Genomic DNA, 18,513 nt, shown 5'->3' with positions numbered 1-18,513 from the left:
GTCACCCGAAGGTCTTGCGAGGGTCGAAGGCATCGCGAACGGCTTCCCCGATGAAGATCAGCAGCGACAGCATGATCGACATGGTGAAGAAGGCTGTCAGCCCCAGCCACGGCGCCTGCAGGTTGTTCTTGCCTTGCGCGATCATCTCGCCGAGCGACGGCGAGCCCGGGGGCATGCCGAAGCCGAGGAAGTCCAGCGAGGTCAGCGTGGCGATCGATCCGGACAGGATGAACGGTAGGAAGGTCAGCGTCGCTACCATGGCATTCGGCAGCAGGTGACGGAACATGATCGTCCAGTTGCCGACGCCGAGCGCGCGCGCTGCATTGACGTATTCGAAGTTGCGCGCCCTCAAGAACTCTGCGCGCACCACGCCGACAAAGCCGACCCAGGAGAAGAGCAGCATGATGCCGAGAAGGACGAAAAAGCCGGGTGGCAGGATCGCCGCGATGATGAGCAGGATGTAGAGCACCGGCATCGATGACCAGATCTCGATGAAGCGCTGGAAGAGGAGGTCGGTCCAGCCGCCGAAATAGCCCTGGATGGCACCGGCGGTGACGCCGATGACAGCAGAGGCAATGGTCAGAGCCAGGCCGAACAAGACGGAGACGCGGAAGCCGTAGATGATGCGGGCGGCAACGTCTCGCGCCTGGTCGTCCGTCCCGAGCCAGTTGAGATTACCGAGAATGCAGCCGGGATCTTCCTGCCCCAGCGGATAGCCTGCACAGCGTTGCTCGGTATCCATCAGCCAGAAAGGAGCGGTCGGTGCCGAATGCGGGATGTTCGAGTTCACCGTCAGATACGAGTAGCGGATCGGCGGCCAGACCATCCAGCCGTTTGCCTCGATTTCGTCGGTGATGAAGGAAGACCGATAATCGGTGGTGGCGAGGAAGCCGCCGAATTTCTCTTCCGGATAGTCCACCAGGACCGGGAAGAGGATCTCACCTTTGTAGGAGGCGATGATCGGCCGGTCGTTGGCGATCAATTCGGCAAACAGGCTGAGCACGAACAGGACCATGAAGATCCAGAAGGACCAGTAGCCGCGCCGATTGGCCTTGAATTTCTGCAGCCGACGGCGGTTGGTCGGAGACAGCCATCCGCGTCGCGGAGGTGCCCCCGCGGGGGTGGTGACGGTAGCCTGCGCCTCCATCAGACGTCCCTCCGCTCGAAATCGATGCGTGGGTCGATCCAGGTATAGATCAGGTCGGAGATCAGGCTGACGACAAGCCCCATAAGGGAGAAAATATAGAGGGTTCCGAAGACGATCGGATAGTCGCGATTGACGATGGCGAGATAACCCAGGCGACCGAGACCATCGAGGGAGAAGATGTTTTCGATCAGCAACGAGCCGGTGAAGAAGGCGGAGATGAACGCGCCCGGGAAGCCGGCGATCACGATCAGCATTGCGTTGCGGAAGACATGGCCATAGAGCACCCGCCGCTCCGGCAGGCCCTTGGCGCGGGCGGTGATGACGTACTGCTTGCGGATCTCGTCGAGGAAGGAGTTCTTCGTCAGCAGCGTCGTCGTGGCGAAGGCAGAGAGGGAAAGCGCGATCAGCGGCAGCGTCAGGTGCCAGAAGTAATCGATGATCTTCTCCCACCAGGAGAGCTGCGCAAAGTTCTCCGAGACGAGGCCACGCAGCGGGAACCAGTCAAAGAAGGAGCCGCCGGCGAAGAGTACGATCAGCAGGATGCCGAACAGGAAGCTCGGCACCGCATAGCCGACGATGACGATGCCTGAGGTCCAGACGTCGAAGGCGGAGCCGTCCTTGACCGCCTTGCGGATGCCGAGCGGAATAGAGATCACATAGGAAATGATCAGGATCCAGAACCCGAGCGAGACCGAAACCGGCAGCTTGTCGATGATCAGATCGATCACCGAGGCATTGCGGAAGAAGCTCTCGCCGAAATCGAAGCGAAGATAGTCCCACATCATGTCGAGGAAGCGGGTGAGCGGCGGCTTGTCGAAGCCGAACTGCTGCTCGAGCTTGGCGATGAATTCGGGATCGAGGCCCTGTGCTCCGCGATAACGGGAGTTGTCTTCAAAGCCGCCCCCCTGGGAGCCGAGCAAATCGCCACCGCCCGACAAGCGGTCGGAGGCACTGTCGCCCTGGCCCGTCAGCTGTGCAATCACCTGCTCCACCGGCCCGCCAGGGGCAAACTGCACGACCAGGAAGGAAATGCCCATGATGCCGATCATGGTCGGGATCATCAGAAGCAGTCGTCGAAGGATATAGGCGCCCATCAGCAGCTAGATCCCATCGATGGGGGAGCAAAGGCACTCGGCATGGTCAGCGTCAACCGGTGTCGTCCTTCCTTCGCGGCCCCGGCCGCGTCTTCGGTGATTCGTTTTCCTAGTGATGCCACACCGCCTGCGGCTAGGCTAGTTTGCAGCCTTGGTGGACCACCAGATCGACGGAAAGCCCAGCGAATATTCCGGCAACGGATCCGGATGCGCAATCGTATCCCAGTAGGCGATCCGCGACGTCTTGGAGCTGTAAGTCGGCACGACGATGTGGTGGGCGAGCAGCACACGGTCCAGCGCCTTCACGGCGGCGATCTGCTCGTCGCGGTCTTTGGCGAAGATGACCTTTCGGATCAGCGCGTCGACACCCGGATCGCTGATGCCGCTGTAGTTCTGCGAACCCTCGCGGTCAGACGCTTGAGAGCCCCAGTATTCCGCCTGCTCATTGCCCGGATTGGCCGACTGGGCCCAGGCATTGTACATTACGTCGAAATCACGCGAGCGCCAGCGGTTAGTGAACTGAGACTGCTCGACGCTGCGCACGGTCGCCTCCACACCAATCATCTTTAGATTGCGGGCGAAGGCGAGCGCGACCGGCTCGATTGTCGGACCACCAAGCATGATCTCGAAGCTGAGCGGCTCGCCGGTCTTGATGTTCACCATCTGGTTTCCGCGCAACTCGTAGCCGGCGTCCTTCAGGAGGTTGACTGCCTTGCGCAAGTTCTCCCGGAGCTTCTGAGGGTCGCCGTTCACCGGGTTCTCGTAGGGCTGGGTGAAGACTTTGGGTGGAACGAGGTCTTTCACCTCATTGAGGATTTCCAGTTCGCGTCCTTCCGGAAGGCCAGACGACGCAAGCTCTGTCCGGAAGAAGAAGCTGTCGACCCGATCATAGGAGTCGTAGAAGATTGTTCGCCGCAACTCCTCAAAGTCGAAGGCGTAGTTGAGGGCTTCCCGCACACGCGGGTCGGCGAACTTCTCGCGTCGGGTATTGAAGACGAAGCCGACCATGACGCCGACCTTGCGCAGCTCGTTTTCATATTCCTCCAGCTTGACGCGCCCCTCCTTGACGGCCGGAAAATCGTAGGCGGTCGCCCAGCGCCGGGCGGTATTTTCCCACCAGTAATCCTCGTTGCCGGAGCGGAAGGACTCAAACATCACGTCACGATCGGCATAGTAGCGGTAAGTGATCGTACCGAAGTTGTTCTGGCCCACGTTGACGTTCACGTCCTTGCCCCAGTAGTCGTCGCGCAGTTCGTAGGTGATCGCCGAGCCGGGATTGAGCGACGCGACCTTGTATGGCCCGGATCCCAGCGGTGGCTCCAGGGTCGTGCGGCTGATGTCGCGCTGTTCTCCGTTGGGCCCCTTTCCTTCCCACCAGTGCTTCGGCACGATCGTCAACTGTCCGACGATCTGCGGGAGTTCCCGGTTGTTCGGTTCGTCGAAGGTGAAAGTGACTTCACGTTCACCCGTCTTCTCCGCCTTCACCACGTGGCGGTAGTAGAACTCCATCTGGGGAACGTTTTCCTTGGCATTCTCGAAACTGAAGATGACGTCTTCCGGCGTCACCGGCTTCCCGTCCGCCCATTTCGCCTCCGGCCGCAGCCGGAACGTGACGGAGGAATAGTCGTCCGGATAGCTGAGGGATTCCGCGAGGAGGCCGTACACTGAGTTCAGTTCGTCATCGGCCGGAACAAGCAAGGGTTCGAACACATGGGAGAGACCCGAAGCGGGTTCGCCACGCGCGAGGAGCGGGTTCAGCGTGTCGTAGTTACCTTCCACCGCCAGCCGCAGCGGTCCGCCTTTGGGAGCCTGCGGATTGACGTAGTCAAAGTGCGGGAAGCCTTCCGAATACTTGAGGTCGCCAACGGTCGCGACACCGTGCTGCCACTGGTCTTCCGCCTCCTGAGCTCTGCTGGGTCCCGACAACACGGGCACGGCGAGAGCCAATGACAGGACGAATGCGGTGAAGCGGCGGTGGGCCAACATGCAAAAACCCTTTTCTGTTCTTGTTGCTCCGAAGCATAGGGCAAAGTCGGGCGAAATACAGGCCAGGACGCTCACAAGCGTTTTATCGCGACGTCTCGTGTGAACAATCTCCGTTTCACCAAAATCCCGTTTCACGTTAGATTCGATCGAGGTGATTTGCGGGGACGACAGCAGGCATGCGCAGCACAACAAGGATGAGCACCGTGATGTTGGCCGCGGGACTGGGGCTTGCGCTCTTCGCCGGAGGAGCCGCAGCGGAGACGAAGCCGGCCAAGGAGCTTTTCGGTGCGGCGAAACTGCCGAGCCAGAGCGCCGCTGCCCCGATCGGCTCCTATGCCAAGGGGTGCATGGCAGGCGCCATCGCGCTCCCGACTGACGGACCGACATGGCAGGCCATGCGGCTTTCGCGCAACCGCCGCTGGGGCAATCCCGAGCTGATCGCGCTGCTGGAGCGGTTTTCCCTGGATGCGGCAGCTCTCGGCTGGGGTTCCGGCATTCTGGTGGGAGACATTTCCCAGCCGCGGGGCGGCCCGATGCTCTTCGGGCACGCATCGCACCAGATCGGGCTTGATGCCGACGTTTGGTTCACGCCGAAGCCGGCAACGCCACTCTCGCCGCAACAGCGCGAGGACATGCCGTTCACCTCCATGCTCGACAAGAGTAAATTCCTCACCGTCGATTCCAGGCGCTGGACCGATACCCACGCACGGGTGGTCATGCAGGCGGCGAGCTACCCGCAGGTTGAGCGGGTCTTCGTTAACCCGGCGATCAAGAAGAAGCTCTGCGAGACCTGGCGCGGCGACCGCACCAACCTGGGCAAGGTCCGGCCCATCTACGGTCACGACGAACACTTCCACATCCGCATCGGCTGCCCTGCAGGAGCGAGCAACTGCAAGCCGCAGGCGCGGGTGGGCGAAGGGGACGGCTGCGACAAGTCGCTCGCCTGGTGGTTCACCGAAGAGCCGTGGGCAAAGCCGAAGAAGGATCCGAACGCCAAGCCGGTCAAGCCGCGCCAGGTGATGCTCTCCGATCTTCCAAAGGCCTGTGCTGCCGTGCTGGCCGCGCCTGCTGCCGCAGGCAGCGAGGCGACGATGGCCTATTCGGAACCGGCGGCCGTAGCGGCACCGGTTCAGAACATCGAGGCGATCATCCAGCAGGCGCCGAAGCCGCTGCCGGAGCTGGGACCGACGCCGCTTCCGCGGCCGTTTGACTAACGCGGCAGGCGCTCCACTTTTCAACTGCGCTGCTCCGCTGTAGAAGCTGCACATCGATCTCATCCGTCGCGAGACCTTGCCTTTGACCTCTCCCTGCATCGCGCTCATCGCTCACGACGAGAAGAAGGACGACATGGCGGCCTTCGCGCAACAGCATCAGCAGGCGCTTTCGAGGTTCCGGCTGGTTGCAACGGGTACCACGGGTGGGCGAATCCAGGATGCCTGCCCCGGGCTTGCCGTCACCCGCCTCAAAAGCGGACCGCTCGGCGGAGACCAGCAGATCGGCGCGATGATCGCCACGGGCGAGGTGGCGATGCTGATCTTCTTCATCGATCCATTGACCTCCATGCCGCACGACGTCGACGTGAAGGCGCTCACGCGGCTTGCAACCGTCTACGACATTCCGATGGCGCTCAACCGCGCCACCGCGGAACGCCTGATCGATTTCCAATAACCGACACCAACGACTGCTGGAACCGATGCATCACGCCGCCGAAAACCATCGCCTGCCCTTTCCGATCCTGCTCGGCGATATCGGCGGCACCAACGCCCGGTTCTGCATCCTTGCCGACGAAAGTTCCGAACCAATCCAGTTCCCGAACTTGCGGACGGCGGACTTCCCGACCATCGATGATGCGATCCGGATGGACGTCCTGGAGAAGACGAGCGTCAGGCCGCGCTCCGCAATTCTGGCGGTCGCCGGCCCGATCGAAGGCGACGAGATCGACCTGACGAACTGCGACTGGATCGTCCGGCCAAACGCCTTGATTTCCGATCTCGGTTTCGAAGACGTTCTGGTTTTGAACGACTTCGAAGCACAGGCGCTTGCGGCTGCCTGCCTGACGGAGGACTACCGCGAGGTGATTGGTCCCTCCGCGAGGCCTACGGTTGCTTCTCGTGTTGTGCTTGGCCCCGGCACGGGTCTTGGTGTTGCCGGACTGGTGCATGCGCGTGGAACCTGGTTTCCCGTTCCGGGCGAAGGCGGCCACGTGGACATCGGTCCTCGTTCGCAGCGGGACTATCAGATTTTCCCGTATCTGGAGCCTATCGAGGGACGGATTTCGGCCGAGCAGCTTCTCTGCGGCCGCGGCCTCGTCAACATCTACCGAGCCGTCTGCGCAGCGGATGGGATGGATGCTACCCTCACCCTGCCATCCGATGTGACTGCGGGTTGGCAATCGGGAAGCAATCGCCAGGCAGCGGAGACGGTCTCGCTCTTTTCCACCTATCTCGGACGGCTCGCCGGCGACATGGCACTGATCTTCATGGCGAAGGGCGGGGTCTATCTGGCCGGTGGCATCTCGCAGAGGATTATCCCGGCGCTGAACCAGCCGGAGTTCCGCCGGGCGTTCGAGGACAAGGCGCCGCACAGCGCCTTGATGCGGCAGATCCCGACCTTCGTCGTCACGCATCCGCTTGCTGCGATCGCCGGGCTTGCCAGCTATGCCCGCACACCGACGAGCTACGGCATCCCGACGCAAGGGCGGCGCTGGCAGGGCTGAGACCATGGCCTGCAGCACTAGCCAAGCCCGTCCGCAGCCGGTATAGACCCGCGACGCCGGGCCATCCGGGCTCCAGCGCCATGAATGCTGAGGGATCTTCCTTTTTGGGCGCAGCGAAAGACAAGAAATCACATCTCGACTCCGGTACCATTACCAGTGTCCTCAAGCGCGTGATTGCCGAGAACGGCCGCGACCACATTCGCGGCTATGCGTTCGCCATCTTCTGCCTGGTGATCGTGGCGCTTTCGACTGCCTTCACCGCCTGGATCATGGAGTCCGTCGTCAACGAGGCCTTCGCGAACCAGCGGGCAGACGTGGTATGGCTGATCTGCGGCGCGATCTTCATCGCCTTCGTGCTGCGCGGGTTTGCCACCTACGGGCATTCGGTGACGCTCTCCAAGATCGGCAATAACATCGTCGCCGGCTATCAGCGCCGCCTTTACACGCATCTGATGAGCCTTTCGGTCGGCTTCTTCAGCGAGGCCCGCTCGGCCCAGATCGCGGCGCAGGTGAGCCAGAACGTCAACGGCATCCGGGATGTGCTCAACCTCACCGTCACCTCCACCGCACGAGATCTTCTCACGTTGATCTCGCTGATCGGGGTGATGGTGATGAAGGATCCGGTCCTGTCTCTGATCGTCTTTGTCGTGGCGCCGCCGCTTCTTTATGCCCTTCGCTACGTCTCGCGCCGCCTTCGCAGCGCCACGCGCGAGTCCATCATCCTCAACAGCCATGTGCTGGGTGCGATGCAGGAGACGATCCAAGGGATCGCCATCGTCAAGGCGTTCACGATGGAGCAGGAACTGACCCGCAAGGTCGACGGCATCATCGGCCAGGCCGAAAATCGTGCTAACAAGATTGCCCGTCTTTCCGAGCGCACAGCGCCACTGACGGAGACCTTCGCCGGCCTCGCGATCTCCAGCGTGCTGGCCTATGCCGCATTCCGCTCGATCTATGACGGCGTTCCGCCCGGTGCCTTCTTCGCCTTCGTCACGGCTCTGCTGCTCGCTTACGATCCAGCGCGCCGGCTGGCCAAGCTGCAGGTGCAGATGGAGCGTGCGGTGGTCAACGCCCGAATGATCTATGCGCTTCTCGACACGCAGCCAATGCAGCGCGACAAGCCCGGCGCGAGGGATCTTTCCGTCACTGATGCCGAGATCGCCTTTGATGATGTTACCTTCTCTTATGGAAACGGACAGCCCGTCGTCAGGGGCATCAGCTTCGTCGCCGAGGGCGGCAAGACGACGGCGCTCGTCGGTCCTTCGGGCGCCGGGAAGTCAACCATCATCAACCTCATACCCCGGTTCTACGACCCCTCGGGCGGCCGGATCCTGATCGACGGGCAGGATATCAGCGACGTGACGAAGGCGTCGTTGCGACACCACATCGCGTACGTTTCGCAGCAGCCCTATCTGTTTGAAGGGACGATCCGCGACAACATCCGCTATGGCCGACCCGACGCGACGGATGCCGAGGTCGAGGAGGCGGCGAAGCTCGCCTATGCCCATGATTTCATCCTGGCGCAGCCGTCCGGCTACGAGACGCCTGTCGGCGAAAACGGCGTTACGCTGTCGGGCGGGCAGCGTCAGCGCCTGTCGATCGCGCGCGCTCTTGTGCGCAACGCGCCCATCCTGCTGCTCGACGAGGCGACGTCGGCACTCGACAACGAGTCGGAAGCTGCCGTGCAGAAGGCGCTGGAAACGGCGATGAGCGGCCGGACAGTCGTCGTCATTGCGCACCGCCTATCGACCGTCGTCAATGCCGACAAGATCGTCGTTATGCATGAGGGCCGCCTGGTCGAGGAGGGAAGTCACGAGACGCTTGCACAGCGCAAGGACGGTCTTTACGCTCGCCTCAACAACCTGCAACTGCCCGAGCCTACTTCCTGAGATGAAAGCACTGACAGCATGAGCGACAACCCGATGAAACTCGTGGTGGTAGGGGCTGCCGGTCGCATGGGCCAGACCCTGATCCGGGTGATTCATGAGACCGATGGAGCGGTTCTGCATGCGGCGATCGAGCGAGACGGTTCACCCTTTGTGGGCAAGGACGCGGGCGAGATTGCCGGAGTCGGTCCTCTTGGTGTTTCCGTGACAACGGATCCGCTCGAAGCGTTCCTCGATGCAGATGGCGTCCTGGATTTCACCAGTCCTGCAGGAAGTGTCGAATTCGCCGGCCTTGCCGCGCAGGCCCGCATCGTTCACGTCATCGGCACAACCGGCTGCTCGGCAAACGACGAACAGAAGTTCGAAGCGGCGGCGCGTCATGCGCGCATCATCAGGTCCGGCAATATGAGCCTCGGTGTCAATCTGCTTGGGGTGCTTGTGGAACAGGCGGCACGCGCGCTTCCTGCCGCGCAATGGGATATCGAGGTGGTGGAAATGCACCACAAGCACAAGGTAGACGCCCCTTCGGGCACGGCCCTTCTGCTCGGGGAGGCCGCAGCCAAGGGGCGCGGGATCTCCCTTCAGCCCAATGCGGTGAAAGTTCGCGATGGCCATACCGGCGCCCGCTCCGATGGTACGATCGGGTTTGCGACGCTGCGCGGCGGCTCCGTCGTCGGCGATCACTCCGTGCTGCTGGCCGGCGAAGGTGAGATCGTGACGCTTTCCCACAGCGCCCGCGACCGCTCCATCTTTGCCCGTGGCGCCGTTGCGTCCGCTCTTTGGGGGCGTACGCGCAAGCCGGGGCTTTACGACATGCTCGACGTGCTCGGGCTTACCCATTGATCATCCGGAGGATTTGACTTCATGAGCGGCACCCTTGTCCTTGTTCGCCACGGCCAGAGCGAGTGGAACTTGAAGAACCTGTTCACGGGCTGGCGCGACCCTGATCTGACGGAACTTGGCATCAAGGAAGCAGAAATCGGCGGGCAGGCGCTCGCCGATGCAGGCCTCACGTTCGATATCGCCTTCACGTCGGTTCTGAAGCGCGCCGAGGAGACGCTGCGCATCGTGCTTGACACGGTCGGTCAGCCGGATCTCGAGACCATCCGCGACCAAGCACTCAACGAGCGTGATTACGGCGATCTCTCCGGCCTGAACAAGGACGATGCGCGCGAAAAATGGGGTGAGGAGCAGGTGCATATCTGGCGCCGATCCTACGACGTGCCGCCGCCGGGCGGGGAAAGCCTGCGCGACACCGGTGCCCGCGTCTGGCCCTATTACATGACCGAAATCCTTCCGCGCGTGCTGCGTGGGCAGACGGTTCTGGTTGCCGCGCACGGCAATTCGTTGCGCTCGCTGGTCATGGTGCTCGACCGGATGACGAAGGACGAGATCCTGAAGCTCAATCTCGCGACCGGCGTGCCGATGGTCTATAAGCTGAACCCGGATTCGACGGTGGCTTCCAAGGAAGTTCTCGGCGACATGTCCGGCGCCCATTGAGTTGAAACGTCGGGCACTTCTCCGGCTCAGGTCTCGACTGTGAACTGAACGCGGTCTGCCGGAAACCGGCTGACCGCGAACTGAACGGCTACGCCGTCGACATCCGCATTCAAGGACCGCGTCACCAGCACGATCGCTCCGGCTGAGAGTTGGAGATCCTGCATGTCCGCAGCTTCTGCATGCGTGGCCGTCACCTCCGTCGTTACCCGCACGTAGTCCGACAGTCCAAGTTGCCGGAAGGCAGCCGTGATCGAGCCGGTGGAGCGATAGACGTTGTCGATGCCTGAAAACCGCTTCGCCGGAAACCAGGCGGTTGCCCTCGATACCGGCTGCCCATCGGCCTTGCGTAGCGTTTCCAGGCGGATGACGCGCGCGGCTGGGCCAAGCCGAAGCTGTTGCGACAGATGTTCTGATGCGGCCTCCTCTGCCGCATACAGCAGAAGCCCCTCCGTTTCCCGCACCTGCGCCCCGATGCCCTCGTTGAACCGTGTTCGACGGGAAATGGGAAAATTCAGGCGCTGCTTGCGTTCGATCATGGTGCCTATGCCTTGCACGGCGCGGACGATGCCTTCCTGAGCAAGCGCCGCGAGCGCGCTTCGCACCGTGTGCCGGTTGACGCCGAACTGCGCCGCGAGCGCAGTTTCCGGCGGCACGCGCCCCGTTTCGTCATACTCACCGTTGGCTATCGAGGCCCGAATACGATCTGCGATCTGCCGCCACAAGGCTACCCCGCTTTGCCGATGAACCGCCGAATCTATCGCCATGTCACACTCTTGTTATGTCCGCACTTTAACTCTACATTAAATTGTATAGTTGTCTATAACAATAGACATTTGGTGAGACTGTTGATGACAAATTCCTCCTCCAACCCGTTGGCCCCAGAACAAGAAGCGCGACGGCGTGCCGCCGCATTGCTTGCACGCGCTAGAGCCGACGAACTGAGCACTGCATGGGAAAAACTGCCTATAAAACCGGAGTCCAACCCGGTTCGGGGGCCGGAGACGGGGCTGGTCATGGTTCGCGGACGGATCGGCGGCGGCGGCGCTCCCTTCAACCTGGGTGAAGCGACGGTGACTCGCGCGACCGTCCTCCTCTCATCCGGCACTGCAGGGCACGCTCAGTCGCTCGGCACCGACAAAGCGAAGGTCCGACTGGCGGCGATCTTCGACGCGCTTTGGCAGGAAGAACAGACGGCTGCCTTCGTCGAGAGCGAGATCCTTGCGCCGGTCGAAGCCCGAATTCAAGAGGAAGATCGACAGCAGGCAGAGAAAACGGCAGCAACGCGCGTCGACTTCTTCACCATGGTACGGGGAGACGACTGATGAGCATGAGTGCGCGGGCCCTCTCCGGCGGCTTCAGCCAACCCGTCTTCGACGCTCAGGCTGTGTTCCGTCTGATGATGGAGGGAATGTCACGGCCAGGCACTATCCAGACCGTCAATGCAGACGTTGGACAGCCTTCGCCGCTTGGACGAGCCGCGGGCGCGGTGGCGCTCGCTCTTTGCGATGCAGATACCCCTGTCTGGCTCCATTCGTCGTATGCATCTTCTGCGGTCGCTCGGTGGATTGCATTCCACACTGGCGCCACCACGACATCTGAGAAAGCCGAGGCGCGTTTCGCCTTGATGCAGGCCGCCGTCGGCGTCTGTTCCTTCGACCTTTTCGCATCCGGCACCCAGGAATATCCCGATCGGTCGACGACAATCATCATCGAAGTCGAAGCCATTGGCGAAGGTCGTCCGCTCGCGCTTTCGGGGCCGGGTATCAAGGAGCAGGTGATGGTCAACATCCAAGGCTTGCCTGGCATCTTCGACGGCAGTTGGAAGAGCAATGGAGCGCTCTTCCCACGAGGGGTCGATGTTGTCCTGACCGCCGGAAGCAGGCTGCTCTGCCTGCCCCGAACAACCAAGCTGGCCTGAGGAGAACGTCATGTATGTCGCCGTCAAGGGTGGCGAGGCCGCCATCAATGCCGCCCATAGCCTCCTCGCCGACCGCCGACGCGGAGACCGCTCTCTGCCGTCGTTGACCATGGAGCAAATCGTCGAGCAGCTTTCGCTCGCCGTCGACCGGGTGATGGCGGAAGCATCGCTTTATGATCGTGCGCTTGCGGCGCTCGCCGTCAGGCAGTCGCGCGGCGACCTGATCGAAGCAATCTTCCTCCTTCGAGCCTATCGCACAACGCTACCGCGCTTCGGCACGTCTGTGCCCATCGACACGGCAAATATGCAGATCGAGCGGCGGATTTCGGCGACGTACAAGGATCTGCCGGGAGGGCAGGTTCTCGGACCGACGTTCGATTATACGCACCGGCTTCTTGACCCGGCGCTTCTGCATGACGAAGCGGTCGAGGAACCGTCGCGGAAGGAGCCTCTTCCCGGAGCGACGACGCGCGTTTCGGACATTCTCGCCACCGAAGGGCTGATCGAGGCAGACAGTGTCCTGCCGCAAGACGAGCCGCCGGGCGATCTCACCCGCGAGCCGATGGAATTTCCGATGGGCCGCGACCTTAGACTTCAGGCGCTGGCGCGCGGCGACGAAGGCTTCCTGCTGGCGCTCGGCTATTCGACGCAACGTGGATACGGACGTAACCACCCCTTCGTCGGCGAGATCCGCATCGGCGAGGTGGAGGTCGAGATGGAGGTTCCGGAAATCGGCTTTGCTGTTTCGCTGGGCCGCATCCAGGTCACCGAATGCCAGATGGTCAACCAGTTCAAGGGATCATCCAAGGCACCCCCGCAATTCACCCGCGGATACGGCCTCGTTTTCGGTCAAAGCGAGAGGAAAGCGATGAGCATGTCGCTTGTCGACCGTGCGCTCCGAGCCGAGGAACTGGGGGAGGACATCACGGCACCGGCACAGGACGAGGAGTTCGTGATCTCCCATGCCGACAACGTACAGGCGACGGGCTTCGTCGAGCACCTCAAGCTACCGCATTACGTGGATTTCCAGGCAGAACTCGCTCTTGTGAGGAGAATGCGCGCAGACATTGAGGCCACGCAAGAAGAAAATAGCAGTGTGGAAGGCGCCACCGAAAACCGGCGTTAGTCCCGACCAGTTTCGCCGTACCAATAGGCACAGCAGAGGCCGGTGGCAGTAAAGACCGAAAAGAACATCGTGATCAGAAGGCCAGTATCCATGACTATCGTCTCCTTTTGCCATGGGGGAACTCGCAATGTCTCCTGAGGTTCCCTCCGACCAAGGTCTGGCGGCCTACAACTTTGCCTATCTGGACGAGCAAACGAAGCGGATGATCCGGCGGGCGATCCTGAAGGCTATCGCCATTCCGGGATATCAGGTTCCCTTCGCCTCGCGCGAAATGCCGATGCCCTACGGCTGGGGCACGGGAGGCGTTCAGGTGACCGCCTCCATCATCGGACCGGACGATGTGCTCAAAGTAATCGACCAGGGTGCCGACGACACCACCAATGCCGTCTCCATCCGCGCCTTCTTCCAGAAGGTCGCCAATGTAGCGGTCACTACGCACACGAAGGAGGCGACGATCATCCAGACCCGCCACCGGATTCCGGAGCAGGCACTCTCTGAAGGCCAGGTGCTGGTCTACCAGGTGCCGATCCCGGAGCCGCTTCGCTTTCTGGAGCCGCGCGAGACCGAAACGCGCAAGATGCATGCGCTTGAGGAATACGGCCTCATGCATGTGAAGCTGTATGAAGACATTGCCCATAACGGCCGCATCTCCAAGACCTATGCCTATCCGGTCAAGGTCGCCGGACGCTACGTCATGGACCCCTCGCCGACGCCGAAGTTCGACAATCCGAAGATGCACATGTCGGACGCTCTCCAGCTGTTCGGCGCCGGGCGCGAGAAGCGCATCTATGCCATTCCACCCTATACGGAGGTCGTGAGCCTCGACTTCGAGGACCATCCTTTCGAGATCCAGCGCTTCGACAAGCCCTGTGCGCTGTGCGGGGCGGAGAATGTGTATCTCGACGAGGTGATCCTCGACGACAAGGGCGGGCGCATGTTCGTCTGCTCCGACACCGACCACTGCGAAGACCGCCGCGAACACGGCCATGCCGGCGAGATGCTTGCACGCCAGGAGGCCGCAGAATGACTGACGCACCTCTTCTCAAGGTCAACGCCGTCTCCAAATTCTACGGCCAGCGCATCGGTTGCAAGGAGGTTTCCTTCGACCTTTGGCCTGGGGAGGTTCTCGCCATCGTTGGCGAATCCGGCTCCGGCAAGACGACACTTCTGAACTGCATCTCGACGCGGCTTCTGCCGACGACCGGCAGCGTGGAATACACCATGCGCGACGGCAGCGTCCGCGACCTCTACCACATGAGCGAAGCGGAGCGCCGCTTCCTGATGCGCACCGACTGGGGCTTCGTGCACCAGAACCCGGCCGACGGCTTGCGGATGACGGTTTCGGCCGGTGCCAACGTCGGCGAGCGACTGATGGCGGTCGGTAACCGACACTACGGCAATATCCGCGCGACCGCGAGCGACTGGCTTACCCGCGTCGAGATCAGTAAGGACCGCATCGACGACGCACCCCGTGCCTTCTCCGGCGGCATGCGCCAGCGGCTGCAGATTGCCCGCAATCTGGTCACCGGCCCCCGCCTCGTCTTCATGGACGAGCCAACCGGTGGTCTCGACGTCTCCGTCCAGGCGCGTCTCCTCGATCTCGTCCGCGGCCTTGTCAACGATCTCGGGCTCTCAGCCATCATCGTCACCCATGACCTTGCGGTCGCCCGGCTTCTGTCGCATCGGATGATGGTGATGAAGGACGGGCACGTCATCGAACACGGGCTAACCGACCGCGTCCTCGACGATCCGCGTGAGCCTTACACGCAGCTGCTCGTTTCTTCCATTCTGCAGGTCTAGGAGAGCATCATGGCCACGTCCCTCGTCGTCTCCGAAGTGTTCAAGAGCTTCACCATGCATCTGCGCGACGGCATCAAGCTGCCGGTCGTCAAGGACGTGAATTTTTCCGTGGCGAGCGGCGAATGCATCGTGCTCGGCGGCCCCTCAGGCATCGGCAAGAGCTCGATCCTGAAAATGCTCTACGGCAACTACGCCGTGGATGCGGGGCAGATCCTCGTCTCGCATCATGGCAGGATCGTCGATATCGCGACCGCCGATCCTCGGACCGTGCTTGACGTGCGCCGGCACACGCTGGGATATGTCAGCCAGTTCCTTCGCACCGTTCCGCGCGTTTCAGCGCTGGACGTGGTCGCAGAGCCTCTTGTTGCCCGCGGCGTCGTTGCGGAGGAGGCAAGGCAGTCGGCCTCCGCTCTGCTGTCGCAGCTGAACCTGCCGAAGGAGCTCTGGGGTCTGCCGCCGGCGACTTTTTCCGGCGGAGAGCAGCAACGTGTCAACATTGCCCGTGGCTTCATTACCGATCACAGCATTCTTCTGCTCGACGAGCCGACCGCCTCGCTCGACGCCCGCAACAGGCGTGTCGTAGTGGAGATGATCGCCGAGAAGAAACAGAAGGGCGTTGCCTTGCTCGGGATCTTCCATGACGAGGAAGTGCGCGAGGCCGTTGCCGGCCGTATCCTCGACGTGATGCAGTTCTCTCCACGAAAGGCTGCCGCATGAGCGTCAAGGTCGGGCTTGAGCCTGCTATCCACCCGAGCGCCAGCGTCAAGAACTCGATGCTCGGTCGCTATACAGAGATCGCCGATCGTTGCCGCATCGACGAGGCGGAGATCGGCGACTACTCCTACATCATGCAGGATGGCTCGGTCTGGTGCGCGACGATCGGCAAGTTCGTCAACATCGCTGCATCCGTTCGCATCAACGCCACCAATCATCCGACCTGGCGGGCGACGCTCCACCACTTTACCTATCGAGCCGCGAACTATTGGGACGATGCCGAGAACGAAGAAGAATTCTTCGCGTGGCGGCGGGAAAACCGTGTCACAATCGGCAACGACGTCTGGATCGGACATGGAGCAACAATCTTGCCCGGCGTCAGCGTCGGCAATGGTGCGGTGATCGGCGCCGGGGCGGTCGTCTCGAAGGATGTCGCTCCCTACACCATCGTGGGCGGCGTGCCGGCAAAGCTCATTCGCGACCGCTTTTCACCCGAGACGGCGGCTCGAATGGACAAGCTCGCATGGTGGGATTGGGACCACCTGAAACTGCGTTCTGCACTCAAGGATTTCCGCGCTCTGAGCGCCGAAGAATTCCTGTCTCGCCACGGCGGTTGAGGCCCTGGCCGCGGCGGGTCAATTGTAACACTGACGACACAAAACCGACATTCAGCCTTCATCTACGGCAGCTAATCCCAAGCCCAGAATGGGTTTGCAAGGGCAAGAGAGCATGAAGTTCGAACTCAGGAACGTCACCCGCCGCTTTGGTGAGAAGACGGCAGTGAGCGATGTCACTCTCGACATCCCCCAGGGACAAATGGTCGGCATCATCGGCCGCTCCGGTGCCGGCAAGTCGACCCTCCTGCGGATGATCAACCGCCTGACGGATCTCTCCTCCGGTTCCATCCACTTCGGAGATCTGGAAGTCTCCCGCCTCCGGGGAGGTGCGCTACGCAACTGGCAGCGTGACTGCGCGATGATCTTCCAGCAGTTCAATCTGGTTCCGCGCCTCGACGTGCTGACCAATGTCCTGCTCGGCCGCCTCAACCACCGTTCGACCACCATGAGCCTTCTCGGCGTCTATACCCGCGAGGAGCGCCTTATGGCGATTGCGGCGCTGGAGCGGCTCGGCATCGAGCAGACGGCGCTGCAGCGGGCCGGAACGCTGTCCGGCGGGCAGCAGCAGCGTGTTGCCATTGCGCGTGCCTTGATGCAGGCGCCGAAGATGGTGCTTGCAGACGAGCCTATCGCCTCCCTCGACCCGCTCAACGCCAAGATCGTCATGGACGCGCTGCGCGACATCAACGATCGCGAGGGTATCACCGTCGTCACCAACCTCCACACGCTCGACACTGCCCGTTCCTATTGCGAACGCATCATCGGGATGGCTGCCGGGCGCGTTGTGTTTGACGGCACGCCGGCCGAGCTGACGTCCGGTGCCGTTCAGGAGATTTACGGCTCCGACCGCGATGGCGCCGGGATCGACGAAACGATGACTTCGACCAGCATCAACGTTCCCGCAGCCGAAAAGGCTGCCAGACCATCTGCCGGCGTCAACGCCCTGGCTGCCGCCAGCGTCTGATCAGCCGCACCGATCGTCACGCCCGCGTCAAGGGCACCTCATGCAACAGCAATCCGGACTGACCGGAAAAACAGGAGAGATCTCATGCTGAAGAAAACTCTGCTCGCCACCGCGGCTCTGGTCGCTCTCGCTGGTAACGTCATGGCCGAAGACTTGAAGGAATTCCGCATCGGCATCCTCGGCGGCGAAAACGAAGCCGACCGCCTGCGCAACTTCCAGTGCATGACCGAAAAGCTGCCGTCCGTTCTCGGCGTCGAAAAGGTCTCGCTGTTCCCAGCCGCCGACTATGACGGCGTGATCCAGGGTCTTCTCGGCGGCACGCTCGATTACGCCGAACTCGGCGCCTCCGGCTACGCCAAGGTCTACCTGGAAAACCCCGAAGCCGTTGAGCCGATCCTGACGACCGTGCAGACCGACGGCTCCATGGGCTACCACTCGATCATGGTTGCCCGCAAGGATTCCGGCATGACCAAGGTCACCGACATCAAGGGCAAGAAGCTGGGCTATGCTGATCCGGACTCCACGTCTGGTTACCTCATTCCGGTCGTCACCCTTCCCGAGGCCCTCGGCGGCACCCCGGTCAAGGAATTCGTCGCTGAAACCGGCTTCGGTGGCGGTCATGAGAACCTCGTTCTCGAAGTGGTCAAGGGCACGTTCGACGCTGGCACCACCTGGGGCTCTGGCGTTGGCGAGTTCAAGGACGGCTACTCCTCCGGCAATCTGCGCAAGATGGTCGACAAGGGCATCCTCAACATGGACGACCTCGTCGAGCTCTGGCAGTCCCCGCTGATCCCGAACGGCCCGGTCGTCGTCCGCACGTCCATGAACGACGACATGAAGACGAAGTTCAAGGAGTTCATGATGGCCCTGCCGGAAAGCGATCCGGCCTGCTTCTCCGCCATCCAGGGCGGTGACTTCAAGGGCTTTGCCGAAGTCAACGTTGACTTCTATAAGCCGATCATTGACGCCCGCAAGGCGACCATCGGCGGCTGATAAGCCCCCGCATCACGAGGCCGCCGAACGGAACCCCGCTCGGCGGCCTTTT

General features: G+C 61.9%; 19 protein-coding genes. 15 read left to right on the top strand and 4 right to left on the bottom strand.

The genetic code is table 11. The features are described 5' to 3' along the window. Position 1: 1 nt before the first annotated feature. The 3 genes from MUU54_RS03280 to MUU54_RS03270 all read right to left on the bottom strand — a co-directional run bounded on the left by MUU54_RS03280 (position 2) and on the right by MUU54_RS03270 (position 4,227). A complete protein-coding gene (locus MUU54_RS03280) occupies positions 2-1,147 on the bottom strand; it encodes an ABC transporter permease (RefSeq protein WP_247242611.1) in 1,146 nt (381 codons plus the stop codon). Continuing rightward, on the bottom strand, positions 1,147-2,241 hold the full coding sequence (locus MUU54_RS03275) for a microcin C ABC transporter permease YejB (RefSeq protein WP_247242610.1): 1,095 nt from the start codon (positions 2,239-2,241) through the stop codon (positions 1,147-1,149). Before MUU54_RS03275 ends, MUU54_RS03280 begins: the two co-directional genes overlap by 1 nt. Before the next feature lie 138 nt (positions 2,242-2,379). Then, positions 2,380-4,227 carry an extracellular solute-binding protein gene (locus MUU54_RS03270; RefSeq protein ID WP_247242609.1) on the bottom strand — a complete coding sequence of 616 codons (1,848 nt, stop codon included), beginning with the start codon at positions 4,225-4,227 and terminating at the stop codon, positions 2,380-2,382. 194 nt (positions 4,228-4,421) lie between these two features. Between MUU54_RS03270 and mepA the strand changes: the two genes are divergently transcribed. From mepA to MUU54_RS03240, 6 genes are all read left to right on the top strand, one after another. Continuing rightward, entirely contained in the window at positions 4,422-5,441 is a 1,020-nt protein-coding gene (gene mepA / locus MUU54_RS03265) for a penicillin-insensitive murein endopeptidase (protein WP_247242726.1), read from the top strand. Positions 5,442-5,523: 82 nt separating this feature from the next. Next, positions 5,524-5,895, top strand: coding sequence for a methylglyoxal synthase (locus MUU54_RS03260; RefSeq protein WP_281433190.1), 372 nt, complete (start codon positions 5,524-5,526; stop codon positions 5,893-5,895). 25 nt (positions 5,896-5,920) lie between these two features. After that, complete coding sequence (locus tag MUU54_RS03255; protein ID WP_247242608.1) at positions 5,921-6,943, top strand: glucokinase; 1,023 nt, start codon at positions 5,921-5,923, stop codon at positions 6,941-6,943. Between the two features lie 80 nt (positions 6,944-7,023). Further along, positions 7,024-8,832, top strand: coding sequence for an ABC transporter ATP-binding protein (locus tag MUU54_RS03250; RefSeq protein ID WP_247242607.1), 1,809 nt, complete (start codon positions 7,024-7,026; stop codon positions 8,830-8,832). 18 nt (positions 8,833-8,850) lie between these two features. Then, positions 8,851-9,672 carry a 4-hydroxy-tetrahydrodipicolinate reductase gene (gene dapB, locus MUU54_RS03245; protein ID WP_247242606.1) on the top strand — a complete coding sequence of 274 codons (822 nt, stop codon included), beginning with the start codon at positions 8,851-8,853 and terminating at the stop codon, positions 9,670-9,672. A gap of 21 nt (positions 9,673-9,693) precedes the next feature. After that, positions 9,694-10,329 carry a 2,3-bisphosphoglycerate-dependent phosphoglycerate mutase gene (locus MUU54_RS03240; RefSeq protein ID WP_247242605.1) on the top strand — a complete coding sequence of 212 codons (636 nt, stop codon included), beginning with the start codon at positions 9,694-9,696 and terminating at the stop codon, positions 10,327-10,329. Between the two features lie 26 nt (positions 10,330-10,355). Here the strand turns inward: MUU54_RS03240 and phnF are convergent, their stop codons facing one another. Further along, positions 10,356-11,093: a phosphonate metabolism transcriptional regulator PhnF gene (gene phnF / locus MUU54_RS03235; protein WP_247242604.1), complete on the bottom strand. Its 738-nt coding sequence runs from the start codon at positions 11,091-11,093 to the stop codon at positions 10,356-10,358. An 84-nt stretch (positions 11,094-11,177) separates the two neighbouring features. Here phnF and phnG point away from each other — a divergent pair, with 84 nt between their 5' ends. The 9 genes from phnG (at position 11,178) to phnD (ending at position 18,461) form a co-directional block, all read left to right on the top strand. After that, complete coding sequence (gene phnG, locus MUU54_RS03230) at positions 11,178-11,651, top strand: phosphonate C-P lyase system protein PhnG (protein WP_247242603.1); 474 nt, start codon at positions 11,178-11,180, stop codon at positions 11,649-11,651. After that, a complete protein-coding gene (gene phnH / locus MUU54_RS03225; protein WP_247242602.1) occupies positions 11,651-12,247 on the top strand; it encodes a phosphonate C-P lyase system protein PhnH in 597 nt (198 codons plus the stop codon). The genes phnG and phnH overlap by 1 nt, the downstream gene beginning before the upstream one ends. Positions 12,248-12,257: 10 nt before the next feature. Then, entirely contained in the window at positions 12,258-13,373 is a 1,116-nt protein-coding gene (locus MUU54_RS03220) for a carbon-phosphorus lyase complex subunit (RefSeq protein WP_247242601.1), read from the top strand. Positions 13,374-13,500: 127 nt separating this feature from the next. Then, positions 13,501-14,400, top strand: a complete 900-nt coding sequence (locus tag MUU54_RS03215) for an alpha-D-ribose 1-methylphosphonate 5-phosphate C-P-lyase PhnJ (protein ID WP_247242600.1) — start codon at positions 13,501-13,503, stop codon at positions 14,398-14,400. Continuing rightward, the gene (phnK, locus tag MUU54_RS03210; RefSeq protein WP_247242599.1) at positions 14,397-15,173 is read left to right on the top strand and encodes a phosphonate C-P lyase system protein PhnK; all 777 of its coding nucleotides are present in this window, start codon (positions 14,397-14,399) and stop codon (positions 15,171-15,173) included. The genes MUU54_RS03215 and phnK overlap by 4 nt, the downstream gene beginning before the upstream one ends. Positions 15,174-15,182: 9 nt before the next feature. Then, complete coding sequence (gene phnL, locus MUU54_RS03205; RefSeq protein ID WP_247242598.1) at positions 15,183-15,890, top strand: phosphonate C-P lyase system protein PhnL; 708 nt, start codon at positions 15,183-15,185, stop codon at positions 15,888-15,890. Further along, on the top strand, positions 15,887-16,504 hold the full coding sequence (locus MUU54_RS03200) for a DapH/DapD/GlmU-related protein (RefSeq protein WP_247242597.1): 618 nt from the start codon (positions 15,887-15,889) through the stop codon (positions 16,502-16,504). The genes phnL and MUU54_RS03200 overlap by 4 nt, the downstream gene beginning before the upstream one ends. Before the next feature lie 112 nt (positions 16,505-16,616). Next, complete coding sequence (gene phnC / locus MUU54_RS03195) at positions 16,617-17,468, top strand: phosphonate ABC transporter ATP-binding protein (RefSeq protein WP_247242596.1); 852 nt, start codon at positions 16,617-16,619, stop codon at positions 17,466-17,468. An 84-nt stretch (positions 17,469-17,552) separates the two neighbouring features. Then, positions 17,553-18,461 (top strand): phosphonate ABC transporter substrate-binding protein, encoded by a 909-nt coding sequence (phnD, locus tag MUU54_RS03190; RefSeq protein ID WP_247242595.1) that lies wholly within the window; start codon positions 17,553-17,555, stop codon positions 18,459-18,461. Positions 18,462-18,513: the final 52 nt, after the last annotated feature.

The organism is Pseudorhizobium tarimense (genome assembly GCF_022968135.1).
Taxonomy (GTDB): Bacteria; Pseudomonadota; Alphaproteobacteria; order Rhizobiales; family Rhizobiaceae; genus Neorhizobium; species Neorhizobium tarimense.
This window is presented reverse-complemented; position numbering and strand designations above follow the sequence as displayed.